Raw genomic sequence first — 26,996 nt, 5'->3', positions numbered from 1 at the left:
TGTTTTATGCTCATCGGGAAATATACCCGGTGCCAATTCTTACTTCTAAGCGAGTTCTCGCAAATCTACGGGCACCACGCGCGACACACCTTTCTCCACCATCGTAATACCATAAATGATATCCGTTGCTGTCATGGTGCGCTTGTTGTGCGTTACGATGATGAACTGAGAATCTTTACTGAACGTACGGATGATGTTGTTGAACTTGTCGATGTTGGCATCATCCAACGGAGCGTCAACCTCATCAAAGATACAGAACGGTGCCGGCTTCAGCAGGTACATCGAGAACAACAGTGCGGTTGCTGTCAAGGTCTTTTCTCCTCCGGAAAGCTGGTTGATCGTCAGTGGACGTTTACCTTTTGGTTTCGCGATGATGTCGATGTCAGACTCCAGCGGATTGTTTGGATCAACAAGACGCAGGTCGCACTGATCGTCTTCGGTAAACAGCGAGCGGAATACATTGATGAAGTGTTCTTTGATTTTGTTGAACGCTTCCATGAATGTAGTGCTGGCTACACCTTCAATTTCACTAATGGTGCTGAAGAGTGATTCTTTCGCCTTGAGCAGATCTTCTTTCTGTTTCAGGATAAAGTCGTTACGCTCCTTGATCTCCGTATAGGCTTCCATCGCCATCGGGTTGATCGGTCCCATGTTATCGAGACGGTCGCGTATCTTCTGTACCTCTGCGCGAATCTTGTCTTCATCGGCAGTAGCGAGGTCTTTGCTTTCTTCTTCGGATCCCTGGTTGATAACAGAATCCAGATCGATGTTGAACTCTACCGAGAGACGTTCCTTCACGGAATTCAACTGCATCTTGCTTTCGTTCAACTGGCCTTGCATGTCCATCAACAACGTGTCGATGTTCTGGCGCTGGTGTTGAATTTCACGCAATGCTTTTTCAATCTGATCGATGAAGCCGCGGCTCTCGTAGTAATCTTTCTCAGCTTCTCCGAGACCTTTCTCCATCGCTTCTTTCTCTTCGTACATACCGATGAGTTCGTCATCATTGCTTTGGGTATTTTCAATGATGCGTTTTACTTCCTCTTCGTTCTTGCGAAGTTCTTCGGCATTTACTTCCAGGCGTTGCGCGCTTTGATCCATTGATTCCTGCTTGAAGCGGATCTCCTGATCTATACTCTTCACGCGGTTGTCCTGCTGGTGGAAGAATATATTCTGCTCGTTAAACGCTGCAGACTTCTGCGTAAGTAATTCGTTGTTGGAAGTGAGGTCTTGTGCGATAACACTTAACCGGTCTTCCTGTGCTTCCAGATCATGTTGAGCCTGTTGAGCTTTCGGCTTCAGGTCATCGAGTTCCTTCAGCAGGGTATCAATTTTCTCGAGTATATCTTCTCTGCGTAAGTCGGCACTGCTCAGCATTTGTGAGAACTGCTCGCGCTTGGTGCGTACGGATACAAACTCTTCGTTTACCTGACGAATCGTGTTTTGTACTTCTTCGATCTGTTGGCGCAGTTTGTTGTTGCGCAGCTTTTCAAGATCGGATTGTTTTTCGAGCAGGCTTCCGCGGATATCGTCCAGTTTGGAGGTGAGTTCTTTGATCTCCTTCTCCAGCTTCTCCATGTTCTTCGCGCGACCGATCTTCTTTCCTTCGAACAATCCTACCGAACCACCGGATACACTGAACTTGCGCTTGGTAAGTTTACCGTTCTTGGTGATGAAGGTGTTTTCATCGCTTGACGGAAGTTGCTTGATGTCGCCTTCAAATATATATACCTTGTCGAGTATAAAAGCCATCAGCTTTTTATACTTCTGATCGTACTCGATGATCTCCGTTGCCGGGAAAGCGTTATCGTATATACGGCCTGGTGTCGACTCGAACTTCTCGAATGCATCGAGTATAAAGAAGTGTGCTTTGCCTTTGGCAGCATCGCTGAGGATGTTGATGGCATCGTACGCTTCAGACTCGTGTTGTACTATATAGTAGTTCAGGTATTGCTCCAGATAATTTTCAATCGCTACGCGATACTCTTCCGAAGTTGTAAGTATATCGGAGAGGAGGGGAGCATTTTTACCTACTTTCTTCTTGAGGAACTTGATGGCTTCAGGGAAGCCCTCGAGGTTTTCTACAAGTGACTTGGTAAGGTTATATTCATTCTGACGTGCATCGAGCTTACGACCGGTTACGTTCATTTCTTCGCGTATCATTTCGATGGTCTTCTCCATCGCACCGATGCGCTCCTGCACTTCTTCTTCTTCTTTCTTCAGTTTATCAGATTCACCGTTGAGACCGCCGAGTTCATCCTGCAACACCTTGAGTTTATTTTCAAACTCTACGAGGCTTGCACTTTGTTGAGATGAGTCGGATGCAGTCTTCTCTAACTCTTGCTTGAAAGATGAAACCTGTATCTCACGGATCTCTACGCCTTTGTTGATCTGGAAGCTTTCTTCCTGTTTCTCGCGCTGTACTCTGCGCAGTGAATCAGACTGTGTCTGCAACTCAGTGGTTATGCGCTTCTGATCTTCGTATTCTGCTTTAAGGTGTTCGAGTTTTTGGGTGATCTCTGCTAATATACCTTCTGCCGAGGCCTTTTCGCCTTCGAGACTTTGTATACTGAAACGTGCACGCTCGTTGCTCTTGCGGTCTTGTTCGATCTGGTCGCGTAAGCCTGCAGCACGGTCGTTCAAATACTTGAGACGCTCGTTCTTGATCTGCTTCTCGCTTTCATACTGACGGATCTTCGCTACGAATTCATTGATAGCTTTCTGACGAGAGCTTAATGTTTTCTCTTTGAGAACGAGTTCAGCTTTTGCTTTTTCGATCGCTGCTTCTTTCTCTGCTATATCTGCCGCGAGTGCTATTTTTCGATCGCTCTCTTCCTGCACGCGCTGGTTGATGTCGTTGAACTTGTCTTTCTGTTTGTTCACGACAACCTTGGCGAGTGTTATACTTTTCTGCTTATACTCTTCCTTAATTTTGTAATAGTTCTCGGTCTGCTTCGCTTGCTTCTCGAGCGACTTCATGTTCTTCTCGATCTCGAAAAGTAAATCTTCTACACGCTCCAGGTCAGCATCGGTATCTTCAAGTTTCTTGAGCGTTTCTTTTTTACGCTTCTTGAATTTAGATATACCGGCAGCTTCTTCGAACAACATTCTGCGCGAAGAATCTTTATCGTTCAGCAGATCGTCCACCATACCCAACGCGATGATTGCGTAGGTGTTTGATGCAACCCCTGTATCCAGAAACAAGTTGGTAATATCTTTCAGGCGGCATGATACACCATTAAGTAAATATTCACTTTCACCGGTACGATATAGCCTTCTTGTAATGGTGATCTGCGAATATTCCGTAGGAAGTATATTCTTGGTGTTGTTGATGGTAAGCGATACTTCGGCCATCTGCTGCGCGCTTCGCCCGCTGGTTCCGTTGAAGATAACGTTCTCCATTTTTTCGGAACGCAGAGCACTTGTTTTCTGCTCGCCCAATACCCAGCGGATGGAATCCACCACGTTGGACTTTCCGCACCCGTTCGGCCCGACAATACCGGTAATTCCTTCATCGAAGTTGATTACTACCTTGTCGGCAAAACTCTTGAAGCCTTTAATCTCCAGTTTCGCTAATTGCATGCTCTCTCCTTTGTGTTAGAGGTTGTTGTACTTTTAATCTGCTCAGGCCAAAACTATATCTCGGCCCGCTGTGTGCTGCCCGTGTGTGGGGAGTGAAAAGCCTTGCCCGCCTGGGTTTCAGTTTGTTACACTATGAAATAGTTTGTAGAGGTTTATCTACTGCTATCACCTGCTTACTTACCGGAGCCAATGGGGGAAGTCGGCAAAGATAAGCTTCTGCAGTTGGCAATTCAAAATAAAAAATTTGAGGAATGTAAGGGGTTGATAGTGAGTAAGAAGAGTATTTCACGAGCCTTTTTATGTAAGTTTTTTAGTGCCGCGGGACGAGTTCCAAAGGAAAGGGATTCTGTAACAAGGATCTAACTGGATTCGATCCCGAAAGTTGAATCCATAGGCTTGCTGAAGAGCCGGCAACCTTGCCAATTTATGTCCCTTACACATTGACATGTCTTGGAAATCACAAATGGGTTATTGGCTCTTTTGGATATACTTCTTACCCTAGTAAATAATTTATACTTGGTCTGCCTCAAGCTGCCAATGAGATAGGGAATTGTATTAAATGAAATATACCGGTTTACTTATTAACTACGGTATCGGGAAAAATTTGTGAGTTATGAAATATGAGTTGGGTTCGATTGAATCGCTGATAAAAAATGAAATTGTTTTACGACTAGAAAGTGAACTGGAGGTACGCGAAAAATTAGAGTCGTTTACAAATGAAGTTGACCGCCTTCGAACTGTTTTGCGTTACAATGTTATCAACTGTGGTGATGCAGGGCTTGCTACTCGTTATGTTCAAGCTCACCAGCAAGGTGTATTAGAGTTACTAGAATTTTACTCGGACAAGTTGGGGCAAGATTGCATGGCGCTTTACTCCGATGAGCCCGTTGACGAATCTTTACTTCTTCATAAGCATATATACCTACAACTTGAGGATCTTCTGTGGGCATAGAGAAATACTTTGTGAATTATACTAACGAAGAGTTACAGGCTTCTGCGGGCTATATATCTACGACTGCTCAGGAGATAGCGGAAGTATACCGGTATGTTGCCGATGTGTTGATAAAGGCGAAGGCTGATTATGAACTGATCAATGTTGTTGCCGAACCTATGGATGATTTTCTAAGCTTTCGTATGGAAAGCGCGCGGAGTTACCGAAGTGTACACTATATGCGCAAGTTTGCCGCAGAAATTATGCGGATATGCGTATTGCATGAAGCTGATGCGTTGCCTAGTTCAAGAAGGTGCTGGCATCTGATCACTATGCTCACCAACTTGATCACTATGCATTTGAAGCAAAATTATTGAGCAGACGTTTGTTGATACCCGGTACACCTATGATGCTGTTGCCAAACCAATTCGCGATCAAATAATGGGCTGTATTGTGGAGGAGGTGTTTTATCTGCGTGAAAAGTTGCAGAACCAGTTACCCTTTGGTAACAGTCGCGACTCAAGTACGAAGCCTGACTATAAATTGCTGGTGAGTATATCTGGTGCTTAGCTTGCGGGCCTTACACGTGCCTTAGTTGAGAGTGGGATGATTCAGAATAAAAATATTACAGAACTGGCCCGCTTTCTATCGGATATGGTAAGGTGAAGCAGCTTGATAGGTTCTCGCAGGAGAGTTTTCGGCTAAAGTATTACAATGTGGAAACCGGAACGCGTGATTTTTTGAAGAATTACCTTCAGCAGTTGATACATACTATATCTGCGTTTGAATAACTGATTCCAAGTATATACAACGTGTTGTAACCCTGTTGTAACTGTTTTTTGTGAACTATATATAGCGAGTTTTGAGTATATAAATTAACCATACCTTATATGCTACAAAAACAACTTACCCGGGACGATCTGAAACAGTTCAGGACTGAATTGATCAGAGACTTGAAAAATGCCATGATTGAAATGCATACGTTGCCCAAACGCAAATGGATGAGGTCGCATGAAGTACGCAGAATGCTTGGTGTATGCCCGGCCACGCTACAAAACTTGCGTGACAGCGGTGAACTGCCTTTTTCGTTATTGGGGCGTGTGATGTTCTATGATGCTGATGATAGTAACAACCGGCTTGAGCAAAACAAAGTCAACAGACATAAGCAGAACGGATTGTAGTATATATACCCCTAAACGTTACGATGAACTACATAAACACTACAAGAAATGGCTGGAGATACAAGCAAGTGACGAGCGTATTACCTGTTTCCATTGCAGTTTGTATTCTGCATTGTTTCACTTCTGGAATCTTAGCCGTTTTCAAAATCCATTCAGTATAAATCGAGGTGAGATTATGGCATACTCAAAGATGGTTCGATCAATACCTATCACCGGTGTATGCACGGGCTGAGTGACTGGAACTATATTTTATATGAACCTTCGTATGACCAGCAACGCGGCAGCCAGGTTATCCTGCTCAGATTTGATATGCCAGTGATACAACGGGAGAAACAGCCACTGATACAACCGGTGCACAACCGGTGAGTCGTTCTATAAACATATTAAAACATTACAAACATTTAAACGAAGTGAACGAGGTCGCGCAGGCTGATAATGAAGCAATGCATTTTGTTTTCAAGGAAGAAGTGCGCCACGAGAAAAAGATACCTGCGGCTATACCGACCTCGCTCGATGAAGTGATGCTCTATTTTGAGCAACAGGGGACCGCGCGTGTTGAGGCAGAGAAATTCTTCAACCACTTCGAAAGCACCGGCTGGAAAATTGGCGGTAAAGCCGCTATGAAGAATTGACAAGCTGCCGCGCGTAAATGGATTTTAAACTGTAATGACTTTAACAATGACTCGAAACGACTTACACCCGGTAACCTGCAAAGTAACACCGACAAGAATTTCGCGGAGCCCTTTTAATCCGATGAATGCTGCTCATGACTTCGTTGCACCTTGTGCAGACGAAGTCAGGCAGCGAATTAACGAAGGACGTGTGCTCGATTTTTATTGGTGCCTTGGATTTATACGGAAACGTGGACGAGAAATGTATCGCGGTATAGGATCAAAATGGTCAGAAAGTACAACTGGATTATTCACAAAAAAGCGCAGGAAATAAAATTGTAGGTATATTGAACTTAAATAAGATAGATAATATTTTTTCGGTTTTCTCTATGCTGGCAATTTCTAATGAATTGGATGGTACATCGAATTTTCTAAATATATGTTATAGTAATCCTACAAAGCAGTTTGATGAAAAAAGGGCAATATGAAATATACTCCTATTCCTGGGTATCCTGGATACTATGAACCGGTGCCTTCCACATTAGTTGATCACAAATTTCCTCTTGTAGCTTTTAAACACCTTGAGAAAGACGGAGAACATTATATGGTCGAAGTAATTCATCCCTCAATACGAAAAAAGAAATGAAAGTAAAGCAAAATTTGTATTTTCATTGTTGATATTGGCTGTATTATCGTGTTCAAAGACCCGAAATACGGACTTGTCAGATGCGGATCTTGTTAACATTTCCAAGATAAAACGAGATTCTGTTTACATTAACGAAGCTGGAAACAGAGTGATTGTGCGTTTTAACGTAAAAATTGAAGACGTTGACTATTCCATAAGCTGTTAGTAATCATATAAAAGCAATCTAAAAACCATTGGCAATTGTAATTTGTTCTGTAATCACCGGAGGTGCAGTCGCATGGATACGATCAAAAGCCGAAGACGATGATACACTATAGGATTGTAAACACTATTTGCCACATCTAATCCTTGTCCGGTTTTCCAGACAACCTCAACTGCGGTATTGTGAAATAAAGGTATAAACGAGACCTTTGCAATGGTATTTAATTCCTAACCTAACTTACCTGTGATCCTCTGGGTGCCCCTGTGCATTCAGAGGATTTACTTTTAGGAATACAGTAGTTTATACGGCATAGTGAGTCGGTTGATATATAGTCTGGGTTTATAGAATCTTTTTTAGTTATGAAGAATTTGTTGCTCGCATTTTTTTTAGTTGTTTATGCCTCCGGTTATTCGCAAATTCCGTTAGGATTTAAAGCGGGAGTAAATATGAGCCAGATCGTGATGAAAGATGTTCCCGATGGTTCTATTGAGGAGGACTATTCATCGGTAGCGTCTTTTCATGTCGGCGTTTTCTCGAAATTGAGATTATCAGATAAGTTTGATTTCATTCCAGAGTTACAGTATATAAGAAAGGGCTATCATTATAAATCGTCCTATAGCGAAGGTAATATTCGGCTTGATTATATTGAATTGCCTTTGCTGATCTCTTACAAGCCGATCTCATTACTTGCCATCGAAGCCGGACCTTCATTTGGTGTTAAAATTAAAGAGAGTACGTATATCAGTCTTTATGAGTCTACGGATATCGGCGCAGTTGGAGGTCTTAGGTTTAATTTAACCAGCAAGTGGTCGGTAGTAGGACGTTATTACTATGGAATCACCAGTGTGAAAGATATAAAGTATAATTCCGGTCCTAACCAAGGACCAGTTGAAAAGGTCTCAACCTATACCCGAAACTTCCAATTTTCAATTGCCTACTATTTGAAGTAGAGGTCAAATCCTAATCTCACACTCACACCTCCAGCAGCTGGCAACTCGCAGCCAGCAGCTCCTCAAAAATAGTTCTTTCCCAAATCTCCCTATCCGCTTATATTTGCGGCCTTAAATTCAATTTGTTTAGCTCATGGGACTTCAATGCGGGATCGTAGGTTTGCCAAATGTTGGAAAGTCGACTCTCTTTAACTCTATTTCTAATAACAAGGCTGAGGCGGCTAACTTTCCGTTTTGTACGATCGAGCCCAACGTTGGTGTTATTTCGGTGCCTGATCCTCGTTTGAAAATCCTGGAAGGTCTCGTGAATCCGCAGCGTGTGCTGCCGACTACTATTGAGTTTGTTGATATTGCCGGACTCGTAAAAGGTGCCAGCAAAGGTGAAGGTCTTGGCAACCAGTTTCTGGGTAACATTCGCCAGGTGGATGCTATTGTTCACGTGGTGCGTTGCTTCGAGAATGATAACATAGTACACGTAGATGGTCGTGTTGATCCGGTAGCTGATAAAGAAATTATTGACACCGAGCTTCAGTTGAAAGACCTTGAGTCGGTTGAGAAGAAGATCAGCAAAGTCGAGAAGGCTGCGAAGGCTGGTGACGCTAAGCTGAAGAAAGAATTATCGGTACTCCAATTATATAGAGATACACTGCTGTCGGGTAAGAATGCCCGTTCATTACAGGTTGATGAAGAAGACAAGAAAGCCGTGGCTGATCTGCAATTGCTCACTGCGAAGCCGGTGATCTATGTTACGAATGTTGATGAAGGTTCTCTTCATACCGGTAACAAACATGTTGAGGCACTGCGTGCACATGTGAAGGATGAGAATGCTGAAGTGGTAATTATTTCGGCAGCTATTGAAGCACAGATCGCAGAGCTGGAAAGCGAAGAAGATCGTGCTGTATTTTTAGCGGAGTATGGCTTGACGGAATCAGGACTTAATAAACTGTTGAGAGCATCTTATCACTTGCTTGATCTGATCACTTACTTCACGGCAGGTGAGAAGGAAGTACGTGCCTGGCCTATTAAACGCGGGTGGAAAGCACCTGCGGCCGCAGGCGTGATTCACTCAGATTTTGAGAAAGGCTTTATTCGTGCCGAGGTTATTAAATTAACTGATTATCAGCACTATAAAACAGAACAGGCTTGCAAGGAAGCTGGTAAGATGGCGGTTGAAGGAAAAGAATATGTGGTTGAAGACGGGGATATCATGCATTTCCGCTTTAACGTATAAAGTTTCCTTACAATTATATTTAACCTTTACTTTTTTTTCTTAGCTTTATAATCCGCTCACATTCAGTATTGAGCGGATTTTTTGTTTGGGTAGAATTAACCCCCCGATTAATTTTTTTTTGGCTTGAGAACCAGGATCATTTTTTCACTGAAAAACAGGGGTGCGTACGTGCCGTTTCACCACCAATATCTGTTGGCGCAGGTAATTAAAGGACTTTTAATATTTGGTCCGGAGAAAGGCTACGTGGATTTTAACCAATACAATTTCTCGGGGTTAAAAGGTCAGACTAAAGTTAGTCGTAAAGGACTGCATTATTTTTCATCGAAGGTTACGCTTGTGTTTGCCTGCTCGGATAAGCCTTTTATGGATTACTTCCTGGCTCGTTTGTTTGAGCAAAAAGAAATTATCGTTGGGAATCTTCATCTGATGCCGGAGTCGGTAGAGCAGGAGGACCCGGTAAAGATCAGCGATGAATCGAAGTTCCTGTGTATATCTCCGATTGTGGTTATACCTGCCGCTTTCAACGATGAGAGTGGTAAAAAATTCGTATCGCCTGAGAGCGATGAGTTCTCTGATCTTCTCTATGAATCTACCCTTGCCCGTATGGAGATACAGGGTAAATATACGGCTGAGCAACTAGCATCTTTCTATAAATTTCAGATTGTGCCTGACCAGGACTATATCCAGCGAATACAGGCATCACATAAAAAGTTTGCGCGTATATACCCGTTGTATGACAGTGATGTAAAATTTGAAGTGCGCGGCTATACTTTTCCTTTCACACTATACGCAGCCAAAGAAGTGCAGCAGTTTGTATATGAAAATGGCTTAGGTCATTTTACGCACAAAGGCTTTGGTATGCTGGATGTCGCTAACAACGATTCCATCCAACGCACCGCTCAGCAGGAAGTAATTTACGCTTAACGCGGATTGGCTTCGAGTCTCAGATAACCGATAAGCAAATCAGCTTGTGGCTGAAACGGTCTATAGTATACAAATACTTCGTACTGATTCTCGGTCTCAAAGTGACTTCCTTCAAAACGGTACGGATTAACTCCTGGTGCTTTCACTATATATTGATAATCATACCAACCTTGTTTTAAGAGTATATCGGCTACGTAGCTATTCTGCGCAGTATCGTAGTGCATTTTGTTTTCCTGATTCAGGTTCCAGTAGTTGAATGCTCCGGCTACATATACATCTCCTTTAACCGGTGGTGTTGATAAAGTAAAGTTCACATCAACATAGTTGGCATAAGCCATGTCGCGGTAGTCGTAATTGTCGAGGGTAAAGCCACCGTTCAGGTCGTTATACTGTGCATACGCTTCATCTTCACGCGACTTGTCTTTCTGTATATAGGCTTTAAATGGTTTTACTTTTTTATCCATATAGCGTACGTTACGTCCTGGGTAATTCAATGAGCGCAGATCGAAGAAACGGAATTCATTTCCGCCTTTGAACATAAGTGCATCGTCAAAGAATCTATACTCGATTTCTTTTTCAATCTCACGAACAAAACTTGGTTTTACATTGGAAGCCATGTTGTCCCAACGCTGGTTCTGCCGGATGTTTACATGTACATCCGTAAGCGGGTTGAGTATATTCAGGTTCTTATAGTTTACCGTGAAATTGATCTGCTGATTGAGATCAGCAATTCTCCCCGGACCAATCAGATTTCCATTTTGTGTAAAACTCACCTGGGTGTTAAAAACCATAAATCGTTTTGTGAGAATAAGATCTTCTTTGTTGCTGCCGCGATATACCGCGAGCACATAGTTGCCTGGTAATTTTACGGTAGGCAGTGTAAATGTATAGTGAATATAGGGGAGGTGTGTATCAACCGAGAACTCGTAGGTGTTGATTGGAAATTCATTATAGACCGTCATATAGTCAAGGTCCTGCAGCGATGATGGCGTCCAATCGTGATTGCAGTGAATGACTCTTGCATAATACGAATCATTCTGATTACGCATGTCGTCAAACTCCAGGATGAGGTTCGCCTGTCCTAAACCCGTAACGGCCGGGTTGAGGGTGTTTCCCGAAGAATATAACTGAATGGTTTTGATCTGTGGTTCGTACGCGCGGTCGATAAGCTGGAGGGTTTTAGGATTACCATCTGAATTAACCGTACTTTGTGCGATGGGTGTGCAGGCAGCCGCTAACAGTACAATCGAAATATACAGGAACCTCATTCGTTAAGCTGATTAGTGAAACGTTGTGTTTCGGGTTTACAGGTTGATTTTATAAAGGGCAAAGGAAAAAAGAATTTGGCAATATCAAAGCCAAATGAGGTTGATGTACGTTTCAACAGGATCAAAAACCTGTGCTGGAATGAACGATTTGGACATTCCAACCTTTTGCATGGAGATAGTGTCTAAGTTTCAAATGGTCGGATTATCGGATTAATGCTCCACGAAACCGAGCTTATAGAAGGATGCCGAAAAGGTAGCAGGGCCTCACAACGGGCTTTGTACGATCGCTATTGCCGAAAAATGCTGGTGGTCTGCCTTCGCTATTCGAAGACTACGGCCGAAGCGGAAGACATTCTGCAGGAAGGATTTGTAAAAGTGTTTCAGGGAATCGAGAATTTCAGAGGAGAATCGAAGCTGGAAACCTGGATAACCCGGATCATGGTGAACACAGCACTGAATGCAAACCGGAAGAAACTTTACCTCCTCCCCATGGTCGACATCGAAGAGACCAATCTTCCGGAAGACGAAGTCAGTATATCCGGTATTCATTTTACACAGTTACTCGAAATGATACAGGCATTGCCGCAAGGGTGCCAGATCGTTTTCAACATGTTTGCCATCGAAGGATTTAGTCATAAAGAAATAGCCGAACAATTAGGTATATCAGAAGGTACATCGAAGTCGCAGTTTGCCCGCGCTAAGAGCTTGCTGCAACAACGGTTACTAAAGGAGTCAACGTATTATGAACGATATGGAGAGTCGAAAATTTGAGGATGCGTTCCGTGATGCTTTCAAGGAAGCAGAGGTGAGTCCCACAGAAAATGTGTGGACGAACATCGAGCTCGACCTTGAAAAAGCGGAGGGTGACAAGATGAAGCGTAGAATTTTCTTCTACAAGCTTCTCGCTGCTGCATCTATAGCATTTGCTATGAGTGTTGCCGGTGTAGGATATTATATACTCCAGGATCAACAACGATTTGATGGATCACTTGCTGTGAATCCAAAAACAGAATCATCGTCAGAACGTAATGCGCAAACTCGTACCGGAGAAACTGCCGGTAACGATCAGGTAACTGAAAATATAGCCGACAACTCAAAGGCAGATCAGGCTATATCTTCCGATAACGCCATTGTAAACGGACAAGCAAATTCAGGCACAGCAAACGAACAGACTGCGACATCTTCTTCGCCTGTATTTGATGATAATAACAACAACGAAAATCCAGCAGAGAATAAATCTATAGCATCTCTGAATACACATGATGAGAATACACCCGCTGATTCTGAAAATAAATCCAATAACAAGGCTTCAGCGATCAAACGAGCTGACCAGTCCAATTCAACACAGCGTCAGGCGAAGACAAATGGTTCTTCATCGAATACTGAAAAGACAAACAGTACTTCCGATCGGGCCAATCAGAATTCAATAGCGAAGACGGAGCAGAAGAGTATCAATCCTGGTAAGCAAAGTAACACCGCTGATCATGCGGCTCAGAACGCTGTTGCATCAAGGGACGGTAAGCAGAATAACAGTCAACGCAACGCACAGTCTACTGAATCAACCGTACTCTCTTCTGACAAGAATACAAAGGGTATGAATGCTATAGCAAACACATCTTCTCAGCAGGTTGCGGCCAATGATGCTTTTAAAAATAGTGACACTCCTAATCAGCAGAATCAAATTTCGTCAGCAACCGATGGACAAAATACGGTTGCATCTGTTAACGCGAATAAGGCCGGACAAGAAGTTAACGGCAAGACTATATCTGCTGATAACGGTATAGATTCCCGTGCTGACAAGCAAGGTATAGCTTCAAACGAACACGTTGGTTCTGGTAATGACAAGAACAATGCATCGGTAAATACTACTTCTGCTATAGCGAGTGATAAACAACAGGGTGTAGCTGCTGTCGATAATAAAAATGCTCTTGATAGCAGTCCTGCAGGTAATAAGAATGGAGTTGATATCAATCCGTTCAGTCGCTACTATACGGCTAACAACGGTGAATTTGGCGCAGTAAATAATACCTCTACACTTGCTTCCAATGAAGGTGTAAAGAAATTACCATCACGCGTTGATAAGCCTGTCGACTTTGATGCAACCAAACTTATGCCACAAGTAGATCCACTTATGCTGATGTTGGCAAAACTTGATGAGGAGGGTAAGAGCAAAAGCGAAGAACAGAAGAAAGAAGAAGATAATAACACTGAGAAACTTTGGACATCGGTTGGTTTTGCTGCCGGTAGTTTTAATACGGTAAATTCAAACGCATCAACGTCTCAATCTTTTGCTATGAACAATGTAGCAAGTCAGCAGGCAAAGGCGTCTGGCTCAAGCTATACCGTTGGACTCAGCATGGGTACGCGTTTATCAAAACGCTGGGTGGTGCAGGGCGGTGTAAACTATATGACGCAGTCATCGGACTATACCTCCAACGCGGTGGGGGCTTCATCTGATTTTTCAAACTTCAGTGCGCCAGCAGTTAACAGCATGATGAGCGAAGCGGATAGTCGCCTGGTATCTACAGCACCGTATACCATCAACAATAGTCTCCGGTTTGTCAGTATACCGTTGCAGGCAGGTTATATGATTGTGAACAAACGTTTCGGCATACAACTGAACGGAGGTGTCTCAACGGATATGTTCCTGCAGAATACACTTACTCCGGAGAGTGATAACGTAAGCAAGACAACGCAGGGCAGTGGTGAAGATTCTCCGTATCGTACGTTCAACTTCAGTGGTCTGGTGGGCACTGAATTCAGTTATAAGTTTGGACAACATTATCGATTGGCGTTGAATCCGGGAATTCGCTATCCATTCAATTCTATTTATAAATCGGATCAGCCCGTCACCGCGATGCCGCTTACATTCGATGTGGGTTTACGTTTTCGTTATATTTTTCACTAAGCTTCCAACCTTTTCGTGTGGGTGAGGGTCTAATCACTAAATAACCCTGAACCGGTATGGATACTTTAGAGAGCAGGCTTCAAAAACGAATACACGTTTCGCTATATGCGTTACTCTTTCTTACAGGCCTTTTGGGCATCAGTGTTCTGCTGGAAGGGTGTACGGACAAGTGTGAAGTAACGAACGAGTATACTTTTTACGAGCCTGTATATACTACGCTGAACGAACTGCGTTCCAGTGTGTCCGTTACCGCACCCGAACCCATCAAGACAGTAGGGAAGATATACTATAAAGATGGATTTCTGTTTGTGAATGAGCCGGGAAAAGGAATTCACGTTATTGACAATCGTAATCCGGCAGCTCCTGTAAATAAAAACTTTATTACCGTACCGGGAAATTTTGACCTGGCTATAAAAGGCAGCATGCTATATGCCGACAGTTTTATTGACCTGGTGGTATTGGACATAACATCGCTTGTTGATATAAAAGAAGTAAACCGGCTAGAAAATATTTTCAGTAACTATAACAGCCTCGGCTTTTACCTGGATGCGGAAAAAGGTCTGGTAACAGATTGGGTAGAGAAACGTAACGTATCCATTGAGAAATCGGATTGTGACACACAATTCAATATTCAACCCTGGGGTGGAGTATATTATGAAGACGGAATAGCGTTAGCCAGTTATGTAAAGTTTGATAAGAGCGCAGCCATCGCTCCGGGGAACGGCTCTGGCCCCGGAGTTGGCGGCTCTATGGCAAGGTTCACCATCAGCCAGGATCATTTATATACCCTCGATCTCGGATCGTTACAGGCTGTTGATATCACCGATGCAAAGAATCCTGTAGCAAAAGCGAAGACTTATGTTGGCTGGGACATTGAAACGATCTTTCCACATGAGGAGCATCTCTTTATAGGTTCCAGCAGCGGTATGCATATATTTGATATTACAGCACCGGCTGCACCTACACATATAAGCACCTATGCGCACATACGCAGCTGCGACCCGGTAATTGTTGATGGTGACTATGCTTATGTAACACTTCGTTCAGGAACTACCTGCCAGGGCTTTACCAATCAACTTGAGGTGATTGATATCAAAGATGTAACGAGTCCGCAGTTACTGAAGACGTATGCTATGACGAATCCGCACGGACTTGGAAAGGATAATTCAACGTTGTTTATCTGCGATGGTTCTGCAGGATTGAAAGTATACGATGCTTCTGATATTAACCTGATCGAAAACAAACAGCTGGCGCATTATTCAGATATACATGCGTATGATGTAATCCCATTCAACAATACGTTGATGATGATCGGAGAGGATGGTCTCTTTCAGTATGACTATTCCGATCCAAAGAACATAAAACTGCTTAGCCATATCGTTGCGTCCAATGAAGAATAAACTCTTGCTGGGCTTTTGCTTCATGATGGCAGCGTTTACGCTGTCCGCTCAATCCGATACGGTTTCATCCAATCATTCTAATCAATTACGATACTCCAATAGTTTCCATGCCGGTGCTTTACTGGGTAAGAAAGGAAATGGAAGCTATACTTCTTTATCAACCGTACACGGCATACGACATAATCGCCTCTTTGCAGGGCTTGGTGTGGGATACGATGGCTATACCGGCTGGCGTACACTCCCTGCATTTGCAGCTATTTCATACGACTTCGCGAAGGTTAAGAACAACGCATTCTTTATTCAATTCAATGGAGGTTACTCATTTGCATATCGTACCGAGGAGTATGAGGATAATCTTGATTACGATGTAGATGGCGGACAAACTTTCGCAGGCTTACTCGGCTATCGTATCAAAACCGATAAGCTTAGTATACAAATCAGTTCCGGCTATAAATTTCAGCGCATCAAATATAGCTATACACCTTCATTCTGGTGGTATGCAGATGTAGCGGCACCGGTTACATCGGTTGAGCGTGATATGGAGCGATGGGTGGTACAGATCGGTATCGGAATTAATTAGCAAGGCTAATTGTCTCTTTCATAACCAGTCACCGACTGGTTAATAGCACTGGTGTGTCAGGAGGAACACTGATCACCTTTTTAGGTAAATGGTTAGTTTTATGGGATGTCGGATGTTCCTGCCGGCATCCCTTTTTTGTGTTTGCCAGCGAATGCTGAGTATATTTACAGGCATTCATTTTTATCGGTATAGCACATGATTCGTGAAAAGATTTCATCCACAAGTCTGGCATCGATAGGGTATGATGAAGACCACGCTATACTGGAAGTAGAATTCCGGACGGGAGAAGTATATCAGTACTTTGATGTACCTGTATCCGAGTATGACGCTTTAATGGTTGCTGATTCTATAGGAGCTTACTTCTCTCATAACATTCGTCCTAATTACGATTTCCGGCACATTCACTGAGTTTTATTTTCCGTCCCGATAGCTATCGGGACGGAAAATAATTACTGATTCAGTTCATCGATAGCAGTCGCTACCTCTTCCCACTTTTTATTAGCGGCTGCAAGTTCTGCTTCCGTTTTGTTGAAGCTCGCTTGTACTTCTTTTAGTTTGGCAGCGTTGCTGAATACATCCGGACTCGCCATTTCAAGTTCGAGTTTTGATTTCTGTTCTTCGAGCTTGCTGATCTGTTCTTCTGCTTTCTTTAATTCTTTATCAAGCGTCTTTAGCTTCGCTTCGTTGCTTGGAGTCTGTGTTTGTTTTTGTTTTACTTCAAGCTCTGCTTTCTTTTGTTTTGGTGGTTCTGCCTTTACACCACTTGCTTCATTCTTCTTGCGCCAGTATTCGTATTCATCGTACGTGCCCGGATATTCTTTGATCTGCTTGTCTTCTATATACCAGATTTTGTTCGCAATCTGACTTACAAAGTGACGGTTGTGAGATACCACGACAAAGCTACCGAGGTACTGTTGCAACGCCTGTATAAGTATATTTTCAGAGATGAAATCAAGGTGGTTGGTAGGTTCATCAAGGAGGAGGAAGTTGGCTTCCGAGATCAATGTCTTCGCCAATGCCACACGCGATTTTTCTCCTCCTGACAATACCTTGATCTTCTTGAAAACATCTTCGTCCGAGAAGAGAAAACATCCGAGTACATTTCGCAATTCCTGTTCAGTTTTACCAGAGCCTGCCTGTAACAGCTCTTCCAGTATTTCGTTTTCTACACGCAGCGATTCGAGTTGGTGCTGTGCATAGAAGGCGCGTATTACGTTAAAGCCCATCACACGTTCACCATCGATAGGTTCTTCACCAGCAATGATACGCAGCAATGTAGATTTACCTTTACCGTTGGCACCGATCAACGCGATCTTGTCACCACGTTCAATGTTGATTGATGTATTTTTTAGTATCTCCAACGGTCCGTATGATTTGGATACATCGTTCAACGTAATAATATAACGACCAGGCTGCTGCTTGAATTTGAAACGGAAATTTACCGCTGCGGTATCATCAACCACTTCTTCAATCATATCCATCCTCTCCAATGCCTTTACGCGCGATTGTACCTGGCGAGCTTTGGTAGCTTTAGCTTTGAAGCGTTCAATGAAGCGTTCGGTCTGTCGTATTTTTTGTTGCTGATTTTCGTAAGCACCCTGCTGGATCTCCTGGCGAAGTTCTTTCTCCTGCAGGTAGAAGGAATAATTTCCTTCATACGTAACAAGTTGCTGTTGGGTAACATCAACTGTTTTGGTAATTACATTGTCGAGAAAAGTACGGTCGTGTGATACGATGATTACAGCACCTTCATAATTACGAAGGTAATTTTCAACCCACTCGATAGAAGGTAAGTCCAGGTGGTTGGTAGGTTCATCGAGCATGAGCAACGATGGTTTCTCCAACAGTAATTTCGCAAGCATCACGCGCATGCGCCATCCTCCGGAAAATTGTTTGAGCGGACGATGTAAATCTGCTGTAGAAAACCCAATCCCTTCGAGTACTTCTTCTGCTTTGGACTGAATGGAATAACCATCCAGGTGATCGTACTTCTCCTGTAGCTTCGACATCTTCTCAACAAGATCGTCTGAATATTCTGTCTCCAGTTTTTTGATGATCACTTCCAACTGGCGCTCTATATCTACCACTTCCTTGAATGCGCCCATCGCTACCGTTAGAATGGAGTCTTCAGTCTGATAGGAGAGAAGATCCTGGTTAAGAAAGCCAATCGTACAATCATTACTCTTGCTGATGGTGCCGCTGTCAATTTTATACTCACCGTTAATGATCTTTAACAATGTAGATTTACCACGACCGTTCAGGCCGATCAAACCGATCTTGTCTTTCGGTTTCACAAACATGTTGGCATTTTCGTAAAGCGCGCGGCCTCCGATGTAATAAGAAAGATTGGTGATGGATATCATAGCTGGTAATTCCCTTCGATCAATGGCACAGGCATGCCTGTTACCTCAACTAATCTGCAAAAGTAATGAGTATTTGCAGCATTCCGGAATTTAAAATCTGCCAGACAGCCGAATTTTTGCCACTTACGTAATCCGCATCCGCGCAAAACGCAAAAAGCTGTAATTTTCAGCACGATTAAATCCTGAATGTTATGAAATCAATGATCTCCATACCCGTACTGATACTGGGACTCATGCTGGCTTGCAGCAATTCCAGTTCTACGGAAGATAAAAACAATGCGACAGAAGTTGGCGGCAACGGTGTGCCGGCCATAACCGAATACGCAGCAACGTTGCCACTCGATAAGATCAAACTTCCGGCAGGTTTTAAAATAGAAGTATATGCGGAAGTTGAGAATGCTCGCTCGATGGCGTTGAGTCCGTCCGGAGTGCTATATGTAGGCAACCGCGATAAAGATAAAGTATACGCTGTAAAAGATACCGATGGTGATTTTAAAGCCGATAAGAAATGGGTCATTGCCAAAGGACTGAACATGCCGAACGGTGTTGCCTTCAAAGACGGAAACTTATATGTAGCGGAGATAAGCCGCATCACCAAATATAGCGGTATAGAATCGAAGCTGGACAACCCGCCTGCACCAACGGTAGTGACGGAGAATTACCCGACTGAATCACATCATGGATGGAAATATATAGCGTTTGGTCCGGATGGTAAACTATATGTACCGGTAGGCGCGCCTTGTAACATCTGTGAATCGAAAGATGAAATATATGCGAGCATCACACGTCTCAATGCCGATGGTACCGGTCGTGAAATATATGCGAAAGGTGTACGCAATACGGTAGGCTTCACGTGGCATCCTCAAACCAAAGAGCTTTGGTTTACTGACAACGGCCGCGATATGTTGGGTGATGATAAACCTGCCTGCGAACTGAATGTAGCTCCGAAGAAAGGTATGCACTTTGGCTATCCATATTGTCATGAAGGTTCCATCAAAGACCCGGAGTTTGGTGATAAACATGCGTGCTCTGAATTTACAGCACCTGCTGATAAGTTAGGACCACACGTAGCACCGCTCGGATTGAAATTCTATACCGGAAGTTCTTTCCCGGCTGCCTATAAAAATCAAATCTTCGTTGCCGAGCATGGTTCCTGGAATCGCTCGAAGAAGAGTGGCTACAATGTTACACTCGTGAAATTACAGAACAACAAAGTAACGGGTCACGAATTATTCGCGAGTGGTTGGCTGGATGATGCCACGCAGAAAGACTGGGGGCGTCCGGTAGATGTATTGGTGATGCCCGATGGTTCATTACTGGTGTCTGACGACAAAGCGAACGTAATCTATCGCATTACGTATAAGGGCTGATCGGTCGCACCCGAAAAAAGTAAAGCCTTTGGATGCCCGGTATAAATTTACCTTCCGGATGTTCAGAGGCTTTTTCATAAAAAAGTACGATCTTGTTCAAGTAAGTATGTGCCGCAAAACAAAACTCTTAACCCGATTTGTCATGAATAAAATTCTTTGCCTGTGTATCCTGTTGTTCAGTGCCTGTTGCGCACTGGCACAACCTGCTGCGGAACCACCTGTGTTTACGGTTATCAAAAAAAATGAGTATACACCTATCAAGAACCAGGCGAATACAGGAACATGCTGGAGTTTTTCAACTACTTCGCTCGTAGAATCTCAAACCATACACAACGGTTTGGGTACTGTAGATATTTCTGAAATGTATACCGTACGGAATATATATACCGAGAAAGCACGTAACTATATACTTCGCCAGGGCACCGCGCAGTTTGGCCCGGGTGGATTGGGACACGATGTGATTCGCGCCATAGCTGCGTATGGAGCTGTACCGGAAAGCGCTTATTCCGGATTACCGCTGGGACAGAAGAATCACGATCACAGCAAGCTGGATGCTCGTCTGAAAACGTACCTGGATAGTCTCTTGAAAGTGCGTCCCATTCCTGCTGACTGGATGAAAGGATTTCAGGGTATACTCGATGAGACATTGGGTAAAGCACCGGAGACATTTACATACGGTGAGCGTCAGTACACACCAAAAAGTTTTGCAACCGATGTGCTGCATTTCAAAGCGGATGATTACGTGAACATCACTTCGTTCAGTCATCACCCGTTCTATACTTCCTTTATATTGGAAGCTCCTGATAATTTTTCGAACGGATCATACTATAATCTGCCGCTGGAGGAAATGATTAAACTTACCGAGCGCGCTGTGGAGCAAGGCTATTCTATTATGTGGGATGCCGATGTAAGCAACGAGTGCTTCCGGAATAAAGAAGGCTTTGTATTGCAGTGGAAAGATGGAAAGGTACCCGCTAAACCAACACCCGATGATGAAGAATTGAAATATACCCAGGTGATTCGCCAGATGCTCTATGAAAATCTGACAACACAAGACGATCACCTCATGCACCTCGTAGGTCTTGAGAAATCAAAAGGTGGCAAGAAATTTTTCATGGTAAAAAATTCGTGGGGCGAGTACGGTCCAACAAAAGGATTGGTACACGTATCAGAAGCATACTTTGCTATTAACACCGTGAGTCTCGTAGTGCCCAAAGCTGCCATCGATAAAGCGCTGCTCACAAAACTGGGTATACAGTAACTATATAGTAACGCTATTGGCTTAACCTGTCTGCTATGCATCCTGTTTTATTTGAAGTAGGAGGGATCTCCATATACAGTTATGGTTTCATGATTGCCATTGGTGCTATAGCCGGTGTGGCCTATATGGTGATTCGGGGAAAGAAAGAAGTTGGACTCACGTTCGATCAGGCCAACTCATTATTCCTGCTCATCTTCCTGGCTGCGTTTGTAGGAGGTAAAGCGTTGCTGTTCTTTGAAGATACCTCGTACTATATGGAGCACCCCGGAAAATTGTTTACCGGTCGCGGCTTTGTATTCTACGGATCATTTCTGCTGGCAGTACTTACCATGTTATGGTTCTTTAAGAAACAAAAGTTACCGACCTATGCCATGCTCGATATAATGGCCGTAACTACGTGCCTGGTGCACATGTTTGGGCGGCTCGGTTGTTTTCTCGCAGGATGTTGTTATGGTTTACCTACCGATTCTGCTTGGGGAGTGGTATTTACCGATCCGGCTTGTCATGCACCGAAGGGAACTCCGCTGCATCCTACACAACTCTATGAATCAGGGTATATATTCCTGGTGATGCTGGTCTTGCTATACCTGCGCGGAAGAAGAAAATTCTATGGACAACTTTTTCTTACGTACCTGTTGCTATACGCGGTAGGACGTTATGCGCTTGAGTTCTTTAGAGGAGATATAGCACGTGGGTTTATCATTGAGAAATACCTCTCGCATTCGCAGCTTATTGCCTTGCTGATTTTTCTAACGGTGCTATATGTATATACCCGCTGGTCGCGACAGAACCAGCTGGGTATGCACAAAAAGCCTATTTAAGATATACCGACTCGAATGTAGCGAGCAGCGTGTTGCCTTCGTATAGTTCGAGTTTTTCTCCTTTAATCTTGTAGCTGTCGGCAGACTCCATTGCTTTTGTGAGGAAGTTCTCTACATCCAGGCGATCGCAGGCCATCTTCGTAGTCATGGTGGTGAATTTTATTTTATCACCGTTCAGGGTATAATTACCACCCAGGCCGTTGCACCCTGCAAATCCTTTGATGCGCTTTTCACTGCCTTCGCTGCTCAGTACGAAATGTACTTCCTTGGAACCTTCCGGAGTAATCACCGGCATTCCATTCATCTCTGCTAATTTCCAGTAAGTGTTTTCAAGATTTGCCACGCTTGTTGTTTTTTCAGATGACCGGCATTGGAGGAGGGTGAGGAGGACTAGTGAGAGGAGTATCTTTTTCATGGTTTTTATCTGTTAAAAGTTATCAGTTAATAGTTATCCGTGTGTAAAATCCAATGCCACAAAGAAGACTCAAAGGATCACAAAGTTTTTTTCTCTGTATAACTCTGTGTATTCTTGTGTTCTCGGTGCAAGGGATTTATTTCTTCTGCGCTTCCACTAGCTCAATTGCTTTTTTTAATTCATTCTGAAATTCGTCATACCCGATAACCCGGCCTATACTTGTCAGTTCCAGAAAATGCATGCGCAGGTTTGGGTATAAAGTTTCTCTTATTTGATTTTTTAATAGCTTGACTTCTTTGGTTTGGTCCATATCGTCAAGTTGCTTGTACAGTTTTAAGATATCGGTGTTCATGCTACGCTGGTTTATCAAAATTAGCATTTATTCCGGGCTAAACTATAGCTTGGTAGTTAAGCAAAGCCAGAAGGCTTTTGTGCGGTATAGTTGAAGACTAACGGTATAACAGCAGAATGTATTTCTTTCTGAAAGAGAATCGCACAAAGCTCACAAAGAAGACTCAAGGATCACAAAGTTTTTTTCTCTGTGTAATGCTGTGTCTTCTTTGTGTTCTCGGTGCAAGGAATTTCAAATCTCGCTACCTGCTAAACATTACCAGCAAGAAACGGATAACGTTTAACTTTTAACGGATAACTTATAACGGCTCATCAAAGGTCCCTGATCCAGATGTTCCGGAAACTCACCGCATTACCATGATCCTGCAAACGGATCGGTCCTTTCTCATACGCCTTATATACCGGTAACCCTATATATTCAGTAGGTCCCCAGATGGCTACGTGATTTTGTGTAAGCACACCGTTGTGAATTACCGTTACGTACGCAGGTGAGATCACGCGACCTTCTGCGTTGAAGCGCGGTGCCGTAAAGAAGATCTCATATACCTGCCACTCACCGGGCTTGCGACAGATATTTACCAGTGGTATATGTTGCTTGTAAATTGAACTGGCTTGTCCGTTGGCGTAAGTCTTGTTGTTATAGTTATCAAGTACCTGTACTTCATAACGCTCTTGCAGAAATATACCGCTGTTGCCTCGGCCTTGTCCGGTTTGCTTCGGATCAACTTCTGCAGGTGAACGCCACTCTACGTGAAGCTGAAAATCACCGAACTCTTTTTTAGTCTTGATATCTTTCGCACCTGCAGTAACTGTCATTGCGCCATCTTTGATGGTCCACTTGGGCGCAGTGCCATCGATCGTTACCCAATTGTCGAATGATTTACCATCGAACAACACGGTAGCGTCAGAAGGAGCATCGCCAACTTTGTCAGCAGCAGTGATAATGCGCGGCTGTGGTTCCCATATCTCGCTGGACTCCGGTGTTTTTTTACTTTGATCCTGTGCATTCGCAATGTAACCGGCACTGATACAGGCCAGTGCCATGAATAACTGATTGGCTTTTTGCATATTGGTCTGGTTTAATTATAGATCGTTGATAATGTCATCTACTTTCTTCTCCGTTTCGTCTTTCATCATGTTGCGTACGATCGGAGAGCTATATTCGAGTTCCAGGAAATTTTTGTCGGTGGATTTGAAGCGTAGTACAATGCGATCGCTCTTCCAGAAGTATAGCTGGTTCTTCATATCGTACGCGGCTTTACCGTAGAGTGTCTCCAGAGCTTTCATCAGGCGCGGATCTTTATCGGTAATAACCTTGATCTCGTAGATAAGATCTTTATACGACTTGAGTTCGATCTCCTTTACTTTTACCTCACCGATCTTTTCATAATCGGGATGTTCTACCGAGTATAGTTTGGCCGGATAGGTATCGCGTTCCTTAAACTCCTTTTTTACTTTGGAACCTTTCACGGAATCAGCAAGCGTTCCGAGTTTGATGTCTTTAAAACCATTTCGTTTTTCGAGTTCCTGAATAGTCTGAGCATGTGTATATACAGTCAGACACATGAGCAGGGCAGAGAAGATGTAGCGGATCATGCAATTAATTTATAAACTTAATCGGAATAGTAACCATTGTCCTATCCCACATTATCAAAAGGTTTGCCACATCGTTTCGCTGGTCAAATTTGAGGGTGAGTGGCTCGTAAATAAGATCTCCCGTGGACTGCACGGGCACATCGAAGCGGATCAAGTCTTCTTTCGGATTGTAGTTATAGGAACCCCACAACCCGACATCTTTACTGATAATGATCGTCCATTTCTCCTTGTCGGGTATCGTAAAGAGAGTATATGTACCGGCTTTGATCAGGAAGCCTTTCATGGTTATGTCTTTTGTAAGCGTTATCTCGGCAGCTTCATTCGCACCGGGGCTCCACTCTTTTCCATAGGGAACCAGCTTGCCGAAGATCTCTCTTCCTTTTTTCTGCGGCTGTGAGTACGTGATCTTGACATAAGATTCTTTATAGCGCATGGAGATCACATCCAGCGGACTACTTCGTGCTTTGAATTCCTGCGACCAACACGTGAGTGATGTTACCAGACAATATAGTGTAAAAAGATATCGTGCCATTGGGTTTTAAATATACTAATTTAGAATTCATCTGCCGGTTAACACAAGCGTTTCAATTTAGTAACGCTCTTTCTTTTCCTTACGCGTCTTAACTGCTTCAGGACGAATTACTTTTTGATTTTTCATCCAGGGTTATGTGATCAAACTTTTTAACACGCAGATAAAACGTGATTGATGTTCAGGTATTATAAGGACTATAATTTCGATCCAACCTAAAACAAATCATTCATTCCCCATTCATGAAAAAATCATTTACAAAAATTATGTGCCTGCTCGTGGCAGCGTCACTGGCTTTTACTGCGTGTGAAGGTCCTCAAGGAGATGTTGGTCCGCAAGGCGACAAAGGTGATGCCGGAGATAAAGGCGACAAAGGCGATGCAGGTGAAGATGCAAACCAGGTAGTGCTTGCCAATCACTCTACTACTTCTACATTTCTGAAGAAACTTCCGGGTTTTGAAAGTGTCGAAACTTTTTCATTGATCGGTAGTGCCGATTATCTGCCGCAGTCTCCAGCGTTTGTATTCGGTGGTGCGGCCGATGGTGCCGGCCTCATGAAAACTGCCGATGGCTTTGTGATGCTCGTTAATAACGAAGACAATATTGCTGTTTCGAGATTGACGTTTGATAAAACTTTTCGTCCTATAAAGGGAGAGTATATTTTGAATTCTGACGGTGGACAGAAAAGATTATGCTCGGCTACACTGGCGACACCGGAAGAACACGGCTTTGGTCCGATATTCTTAACGTGCAGTGAAAACAGTAGTGCGCAGATACACGGTCTCAATCCGTTGGCGGCTGCTACACCAACTGTTCCTAACTTCTTGCCAGGCCTTGGTCGTTGGGGGGCTGAGAATGCTGTACCGCTTCCGAAGACTGCTTATACCGGCAAAACTGTTATCTTAATTGGTGATGATGACTCCGGTACGGATGGTGGACAACTTGCGCTATATCTGTCGAATACCGTAGGTGATCTGGAGAACGGAAGTCTGTATGTAATGAGACGCGTTGATCAGAATACACGCGAGATGGATCTGCAAGTGAACACCGCGGTCAATATAGAGTTCGCGAAGATCGATGATCACAAGAACATTACTGGTGCACAAACGAACGCAGCATCTACGGCATTGAAGTCTATCGCCTTCGGTCGTGTTGAAGATATAGACTATCGTAAAGATGGTGTTGGTCGCGAAATTTACTTTAACGTAACCGGACAAGATGGTAATGCTGACCGCACCAAGTATGGTCGTGTATATAAATTAGTATTGGATGCCGCTGATCCATTGAAAGGTACACTCACGCTTGTACTGGATGGCGATGATCGTACTGGTAAAGCAGGCTCGTTCCAGGACCCGGATAACATTCTGGTAACAACCAACTATGCCTATATACAGGAAGATCCGAACCAATATACCGGTATCGATCATGATGCTTATCTCTATCAGTATAATCTGAATACTGGTGCACTGAAAAAAGTGTTTGAACTCAATCACTTCCGTGGACAAGCTGATGCCGAAGCCATCTATGGTAAGTCTAACTTTGGTGCATGGGAATATGGCGCCATGCTAGATGTATCCGACATCCTCGGTATACCGAATACATTTACACTCAACATTCAAACCCATACCTGGAAGTCTCCATTATTTAAAGGTGTAGACGGAGGATCGCTTGCTACATCATTCGATGAAGGCAGCCAGATTGTGGTGCTCCGCGGACTTCCAAGATAGCTTCGAGCTGCGAGCTTTGAGCTGCGAGACATGAAAGAAGGAAAGGCTGCAGGCTGCAAAAGAGTATCGTTAGGATGCGTTGCTACTATATAGCATCGGTTAACCTAAAGTTGCGTTCCTCCTGTAGCCAGCAGCTAGTGGCCTTTTTT

25 protein-coding genes are annotated in these 26,996 nt (G+C 43.6%); 17 read left to right on the top strand and 8 right to left on the bottom strand.

The features are described 5' to 3' along the window. Nucleotides 1–45: 45 nt before the first annotated feature. Nucleotides 46–3,582, bottom strand: a complete 3,537-nt coding sequence (gene smc, locus ACFQ21_RS02540; protein WP_377574384.1) for a chromosome segregation protein SMC — start codon at nt 3,580–3,582, stop codon at nt 46–48. Nucleotides 3,583–4,195: 613 nt separating this feature from the next. Here smc and ACFQ21_RS02535 point away from each other — a divergent pair. The 8 genes from ACFQ21_RS02535 to cas6 all read left to right on the top strand — a co-directional run bounded on the left by ACFQ21_RS02535 (nt 4,196) and on the right by cas6 (nt 10,258). After that, nucleotides 4,196–4,534 carry a hypothetical protein gene (locus ACFQ21_RS02535; protein WP_377574381.1) on the top strand — a complete coding sequence of 113 codons (339 nt, stop codon included), beginning with the start codon at nt 4,196–4,198 and terminating at the stop codon, nt 4,532–4,534. Between the two features lie 11 nt (nt 4,535–4,545). Beyond that, entirely contained in the window at nt 4,546–4,890 is a 345-nt protein-coding gene (locus ACFQ21_RS02530) for a hypothetical protein (protein ID WP_377574379.1), read from the top strand. A gap of 64 nt (nt 4,891–4,954) precedes the next feature. Continuing rightward, nucleotides 4,955–5,083, top strand: coding sequence for a hypothetical protein (locus ACFQ21_RS02525; RefSeq protein ID WP_377574376.1), 129 nt, complete (start codon nt 4,955–4,957; stop codon nt 5,081–5,083). A 320-nt stretch (nt 5,084–5,403) separates the two neighbouring features. After that, nucleotides 5,404–5,694, top strand: a complete 291-nt coding sequence (locus ACFQ21_RS02520; RefSeq protein ID WP_377574374.1) for a helix-turn-helix domain-containing protein — start codon at nt 5,404–5,406, stop codon at nt 5,692–5,694. A gap of 410 nt (nt 5,695–6,104) precedes the next feature. Next, entirely contained in the window at nt 6,105–6,326 is a 222-nt protein-coding gene (locus tag ACFQ21_RS02515) for a hypothetical protein (RefSeq protein WP_377574372.1), read from the top strand. Between the two features lie 1,186 nt (nt 6,327–7,512). Then, nucleotides 7,513–8,103: a porin family protein gene (locus tag ACFQ21_RS02510; RefSeq protein WP_377574369.1), complete on the top strand. Its 591-nt coding sequence runs from the start codon at nt 7,513–7,515 to the stop codon at nt 8,101–8,103. A 133-nt stretch (nt 8,104–8,236) separates the two neighbouring features. Then, nucleotides 8,237–9,334 (top strand): redox-regulated ATPase YchF, encoded by a 1,098-nt coding sequence (gene ychF, locus ACFQ21_RS02505; protein ID WP_377574367.1) that lies wholly within the window; start codon nt 8,237–8,239, stop codon nt 9,332–9,334. Nucleotides 9,335–9,457: 123 nt separating this feature from the next. Beyond that, on the top strand, nt 9,458–10,258 hold the full coding sequence (gene cas6 / locus ACFQ21_RS02500) for a CRISPR-associated endoribonuclease Cas6 (RefSeq protein ID WP_377574365.1): 801 nt from the start codon (nt 9,458–9,460) through the stop codon (nt 10,256–10,258). Here the strand turns inward: cas6 and ACFQ21_RS02495 are convergent. Next, entirely contained in the window at nt 10,255–11,526 is a 1,272-nt protein-coding gene (locus ACFQ21_RS02495; protein ID WP_377574362.1) for a type IX secretion system plug protein, read from the bottom strand. The two genes, cas6 and ACFQ21_RS02495, sit on opposite strands and share 4 nt — an antisense overlap. Nucleotides 11,527–11,739: 213 nt before the next feature. Here ACFQ21_RS02495 and ACFQ21_RS02490 point away from each other — a divergent pair, with 213 nt between their 5' ends. The 5 genes from ACFQ21_RS02490 to ACFQ21_RS02470 all read left to right on the top strand — a co-directional run bounded on the left by ACFQ21_RS02490 (nt 11,740) and on the right by ACFQ21_RS02470 (nt 16,822). Beyond that, nucleotides 11,740–12,297 carry an RNA polymerase sigma factor gene (locus tag ACFQ21_RS02490; RefSeq protein WP_377574360.1) on the top strand — a complete coding sequence of 186 codons (558 nt, stop codon included), beginning with the start codon at nt 11,740–11,742 and terminating at the stop codon, nt 12,295–12,297. After that, complete coding sequence (locus ACFQ21_RS02485) at nt 12,278–14,434, top strand: hypothetical protein (protein ID WP_377574357.1); 2,157 nt, start codon at nt 12,278–12,280, stop codon at nt 14,432–14,434. The genes ACFQ21_RS02490 and ACFQ21_RS02485 overlap by 20 nt, the downstream gene beginning before the upstream one ends. A gap of 56 nt (nt 14,435–14,490) precedes the next feature. Then, the gene (locus tag ACFQ21_RS02480) at nt 14,491–15,834 is read left to right on the top strand and encodes an LVIVD repeat-containing protein (RefSeq protein ID WP_377574354.1); all 1,344 of its coding nucleotides are present in this window, start codon (nt 14,491–14,493) and stop codon (nt 15,832–15,834) included. Next, a complete protein-coding gene (locus ACFQ21_RS02475) occupies nt 15,824–16,414 on the top strand; it encodes a hypothetical protein (RefSeq protein ID WP_377574351.1) in 591 nt (196 codons plus the stop codon). Before ACFQ21_RS02480 ends, ACFQ21_RS02475 begins: the two co-directional genes overlap by 11 nt. A 195-nt stretch (nt 16,415–16,609) precedes the next feature. Further along, nucleotides 16,610–16,822 (top strand): KTSC domain-containing protein, encoded by a 213-nt coding sequence (locus ACFQ21_RS02470; RefSeq protein ID WP_377574348.1) that lies wholly within the window; start codon nt 16,610–16,612, stop codon nt 16,820–16,822. Nucleotides 16,823–16,863: 41 nt separating this feature from the next. On the opposite strand, the gene ACFQ21_RS02465 is transcribed toward ACFQ21_RS02470, so the two are convergent. Beyond that, entirely contained in the window at nt 16,864–18,777 is a 1,914-nt protein-coding gene (locus ACFQ21_RS02465; protein ID WP_377574345.1) for an ABC-F family ATP-binding cassette domain-containing protein, read from the bottom strand. Nucleotides 18,778–18,968: 191 nt separating this feature from the next. Here ACFQ21_RS02465 and ACFQ21_RS02460 point away from each other — a divergent pair, with 191 nt between their 5' ends. The 3 genes from ACFQ21_RS02460 to lgt all read left to right on the top strand — a co-directional run bounded on the left by ACFQ21_RS02460 (nt 18,969) and on the right by lgt (nt 22,229). Next, complete coding sequence (locus ACFQ21_RS02460) at nt 18,969–20,147, top strand: PQQ-dependent sugar dehydrogenase (RefSeq protein ID WP_377574342.1); 1,179 nt, start codon at nt 18,969–18,971, stop codon at nt 20,145–20,147. Nucleotides 20,148–20,289: 142 nt separating this feature from the next. Then, the gene (locus ACFQ21_RS02455; RefSeq protein ID WP_377574339.1) at nt 20,290–21,408 is read left to right on the top strand and encodes a C1 family peptidase; all 1,119 of its coding nucleotides are present in this window, start codon (nt 20,290–20,292) and stop codon (nt 21,406–21,408) included. A 35-nt stretch (nt 21,409–21,443) separates the two neighbouring features. Then, nucleotides 21,444–22,229, top strand: coding sequence for a prolipoprotein diacylglyceryl transferase (gene lgt / locus ACFQ21_RS02450; protein ID WP_377574336.1), 786 nt, complete (start codon nt 21,444–21,446; stop codon nt 22,227–22,229). Here the strand turns inward: lgt and ACFQ21_RS02445 are convergent. From ACFQ21_RS02445 to ACFQ21_RS02425, 5 genes are all read right to left on the bottom strand, one after another. Further along, entirely contained in the window at nt 22,222–22,644 is a 423-nt protein-coding gene (locus ACFQ21_RS02445) for an META domain-containing protein (protein WP_377574334.1), read from the bottom strand. The two genes, lgt and ACFQ21_RS02445, sit on opposite strands and share 8 nt — an antisense overlap. A 136-nt stretch (nt 22,645–22,780) precedes the next feature. Continuing rightward, entirely contained in the window at nt 22,781–22,996 is a 216-nt protein-coding gene (locus ACFQ21_RS02440) for a hypothetical protein (RefSeq protein WP_377574332.1), read from the bottom strand. Nucleotides 22,997–23,307: 311 nt separating this feature from the next. After that, entirely contained in the window at nt 23,308–24,063 is a 756-nt protein-coding gene (locus ACFQ21_RS02435; RefSeq protein ID WP_377574329.1) for a 3-keto-disaccharide hydrolase, read from the bottom strand. Nucleotides 24,064–24,078: 15 nt separating this feature from the next. Further along, a complete protein-coding gene (locus tag ACFQ21_RS02430) occupies nt 24,079–24,591 on the bottom strand; it encodes a hypothetical protein (RefSeq protein WP_377574326.1) in 513 nt (170 codons plus the stop codon). Between the two features lie 4 nt (nt 24,592–24,595). Beyond that, a complete protein-coding gene (locus ACFQ21_RS02425; protein WP_377574323.1) occupies nt 24,596–25,123 on the bottom strand; it encodes a DUF2911 domain-containing protein in 528 nt (175 codons plus the stop codon). Between the two features lie 239 nt (nt 25,124–25,362). Between ACFQ21_RS02425 and ACFQ21_RS02420 the strand changes: the two genes are divergently transcribed. Beyond that, nucleotides 25,363–26,847, top strand: a complete 1,485-nt coding sequence (locus ACFQ21_RS02420) for a hypothetical protein (RefSeq protein WP_377574320.1) — start codon at nt 25,363–25,365, stop codon at nt 26,845–26,847. Nucleotides 26,848–26,996: the final 149 nt, after the last annotated feature.

This window comes from Ohtaekwangia kribbensis, from assembly GCF_042676245.1.
Lineage (GTDB): Bacteria > Bacteroidota > Bacteroidia > Cytophagales > Cyclobacteriaceae > Ohtaekwangia > Ohtaekwangia kribbensis.
This window is presented reverse-complemented; position numbering and strand designations above follow the sequence as displayed.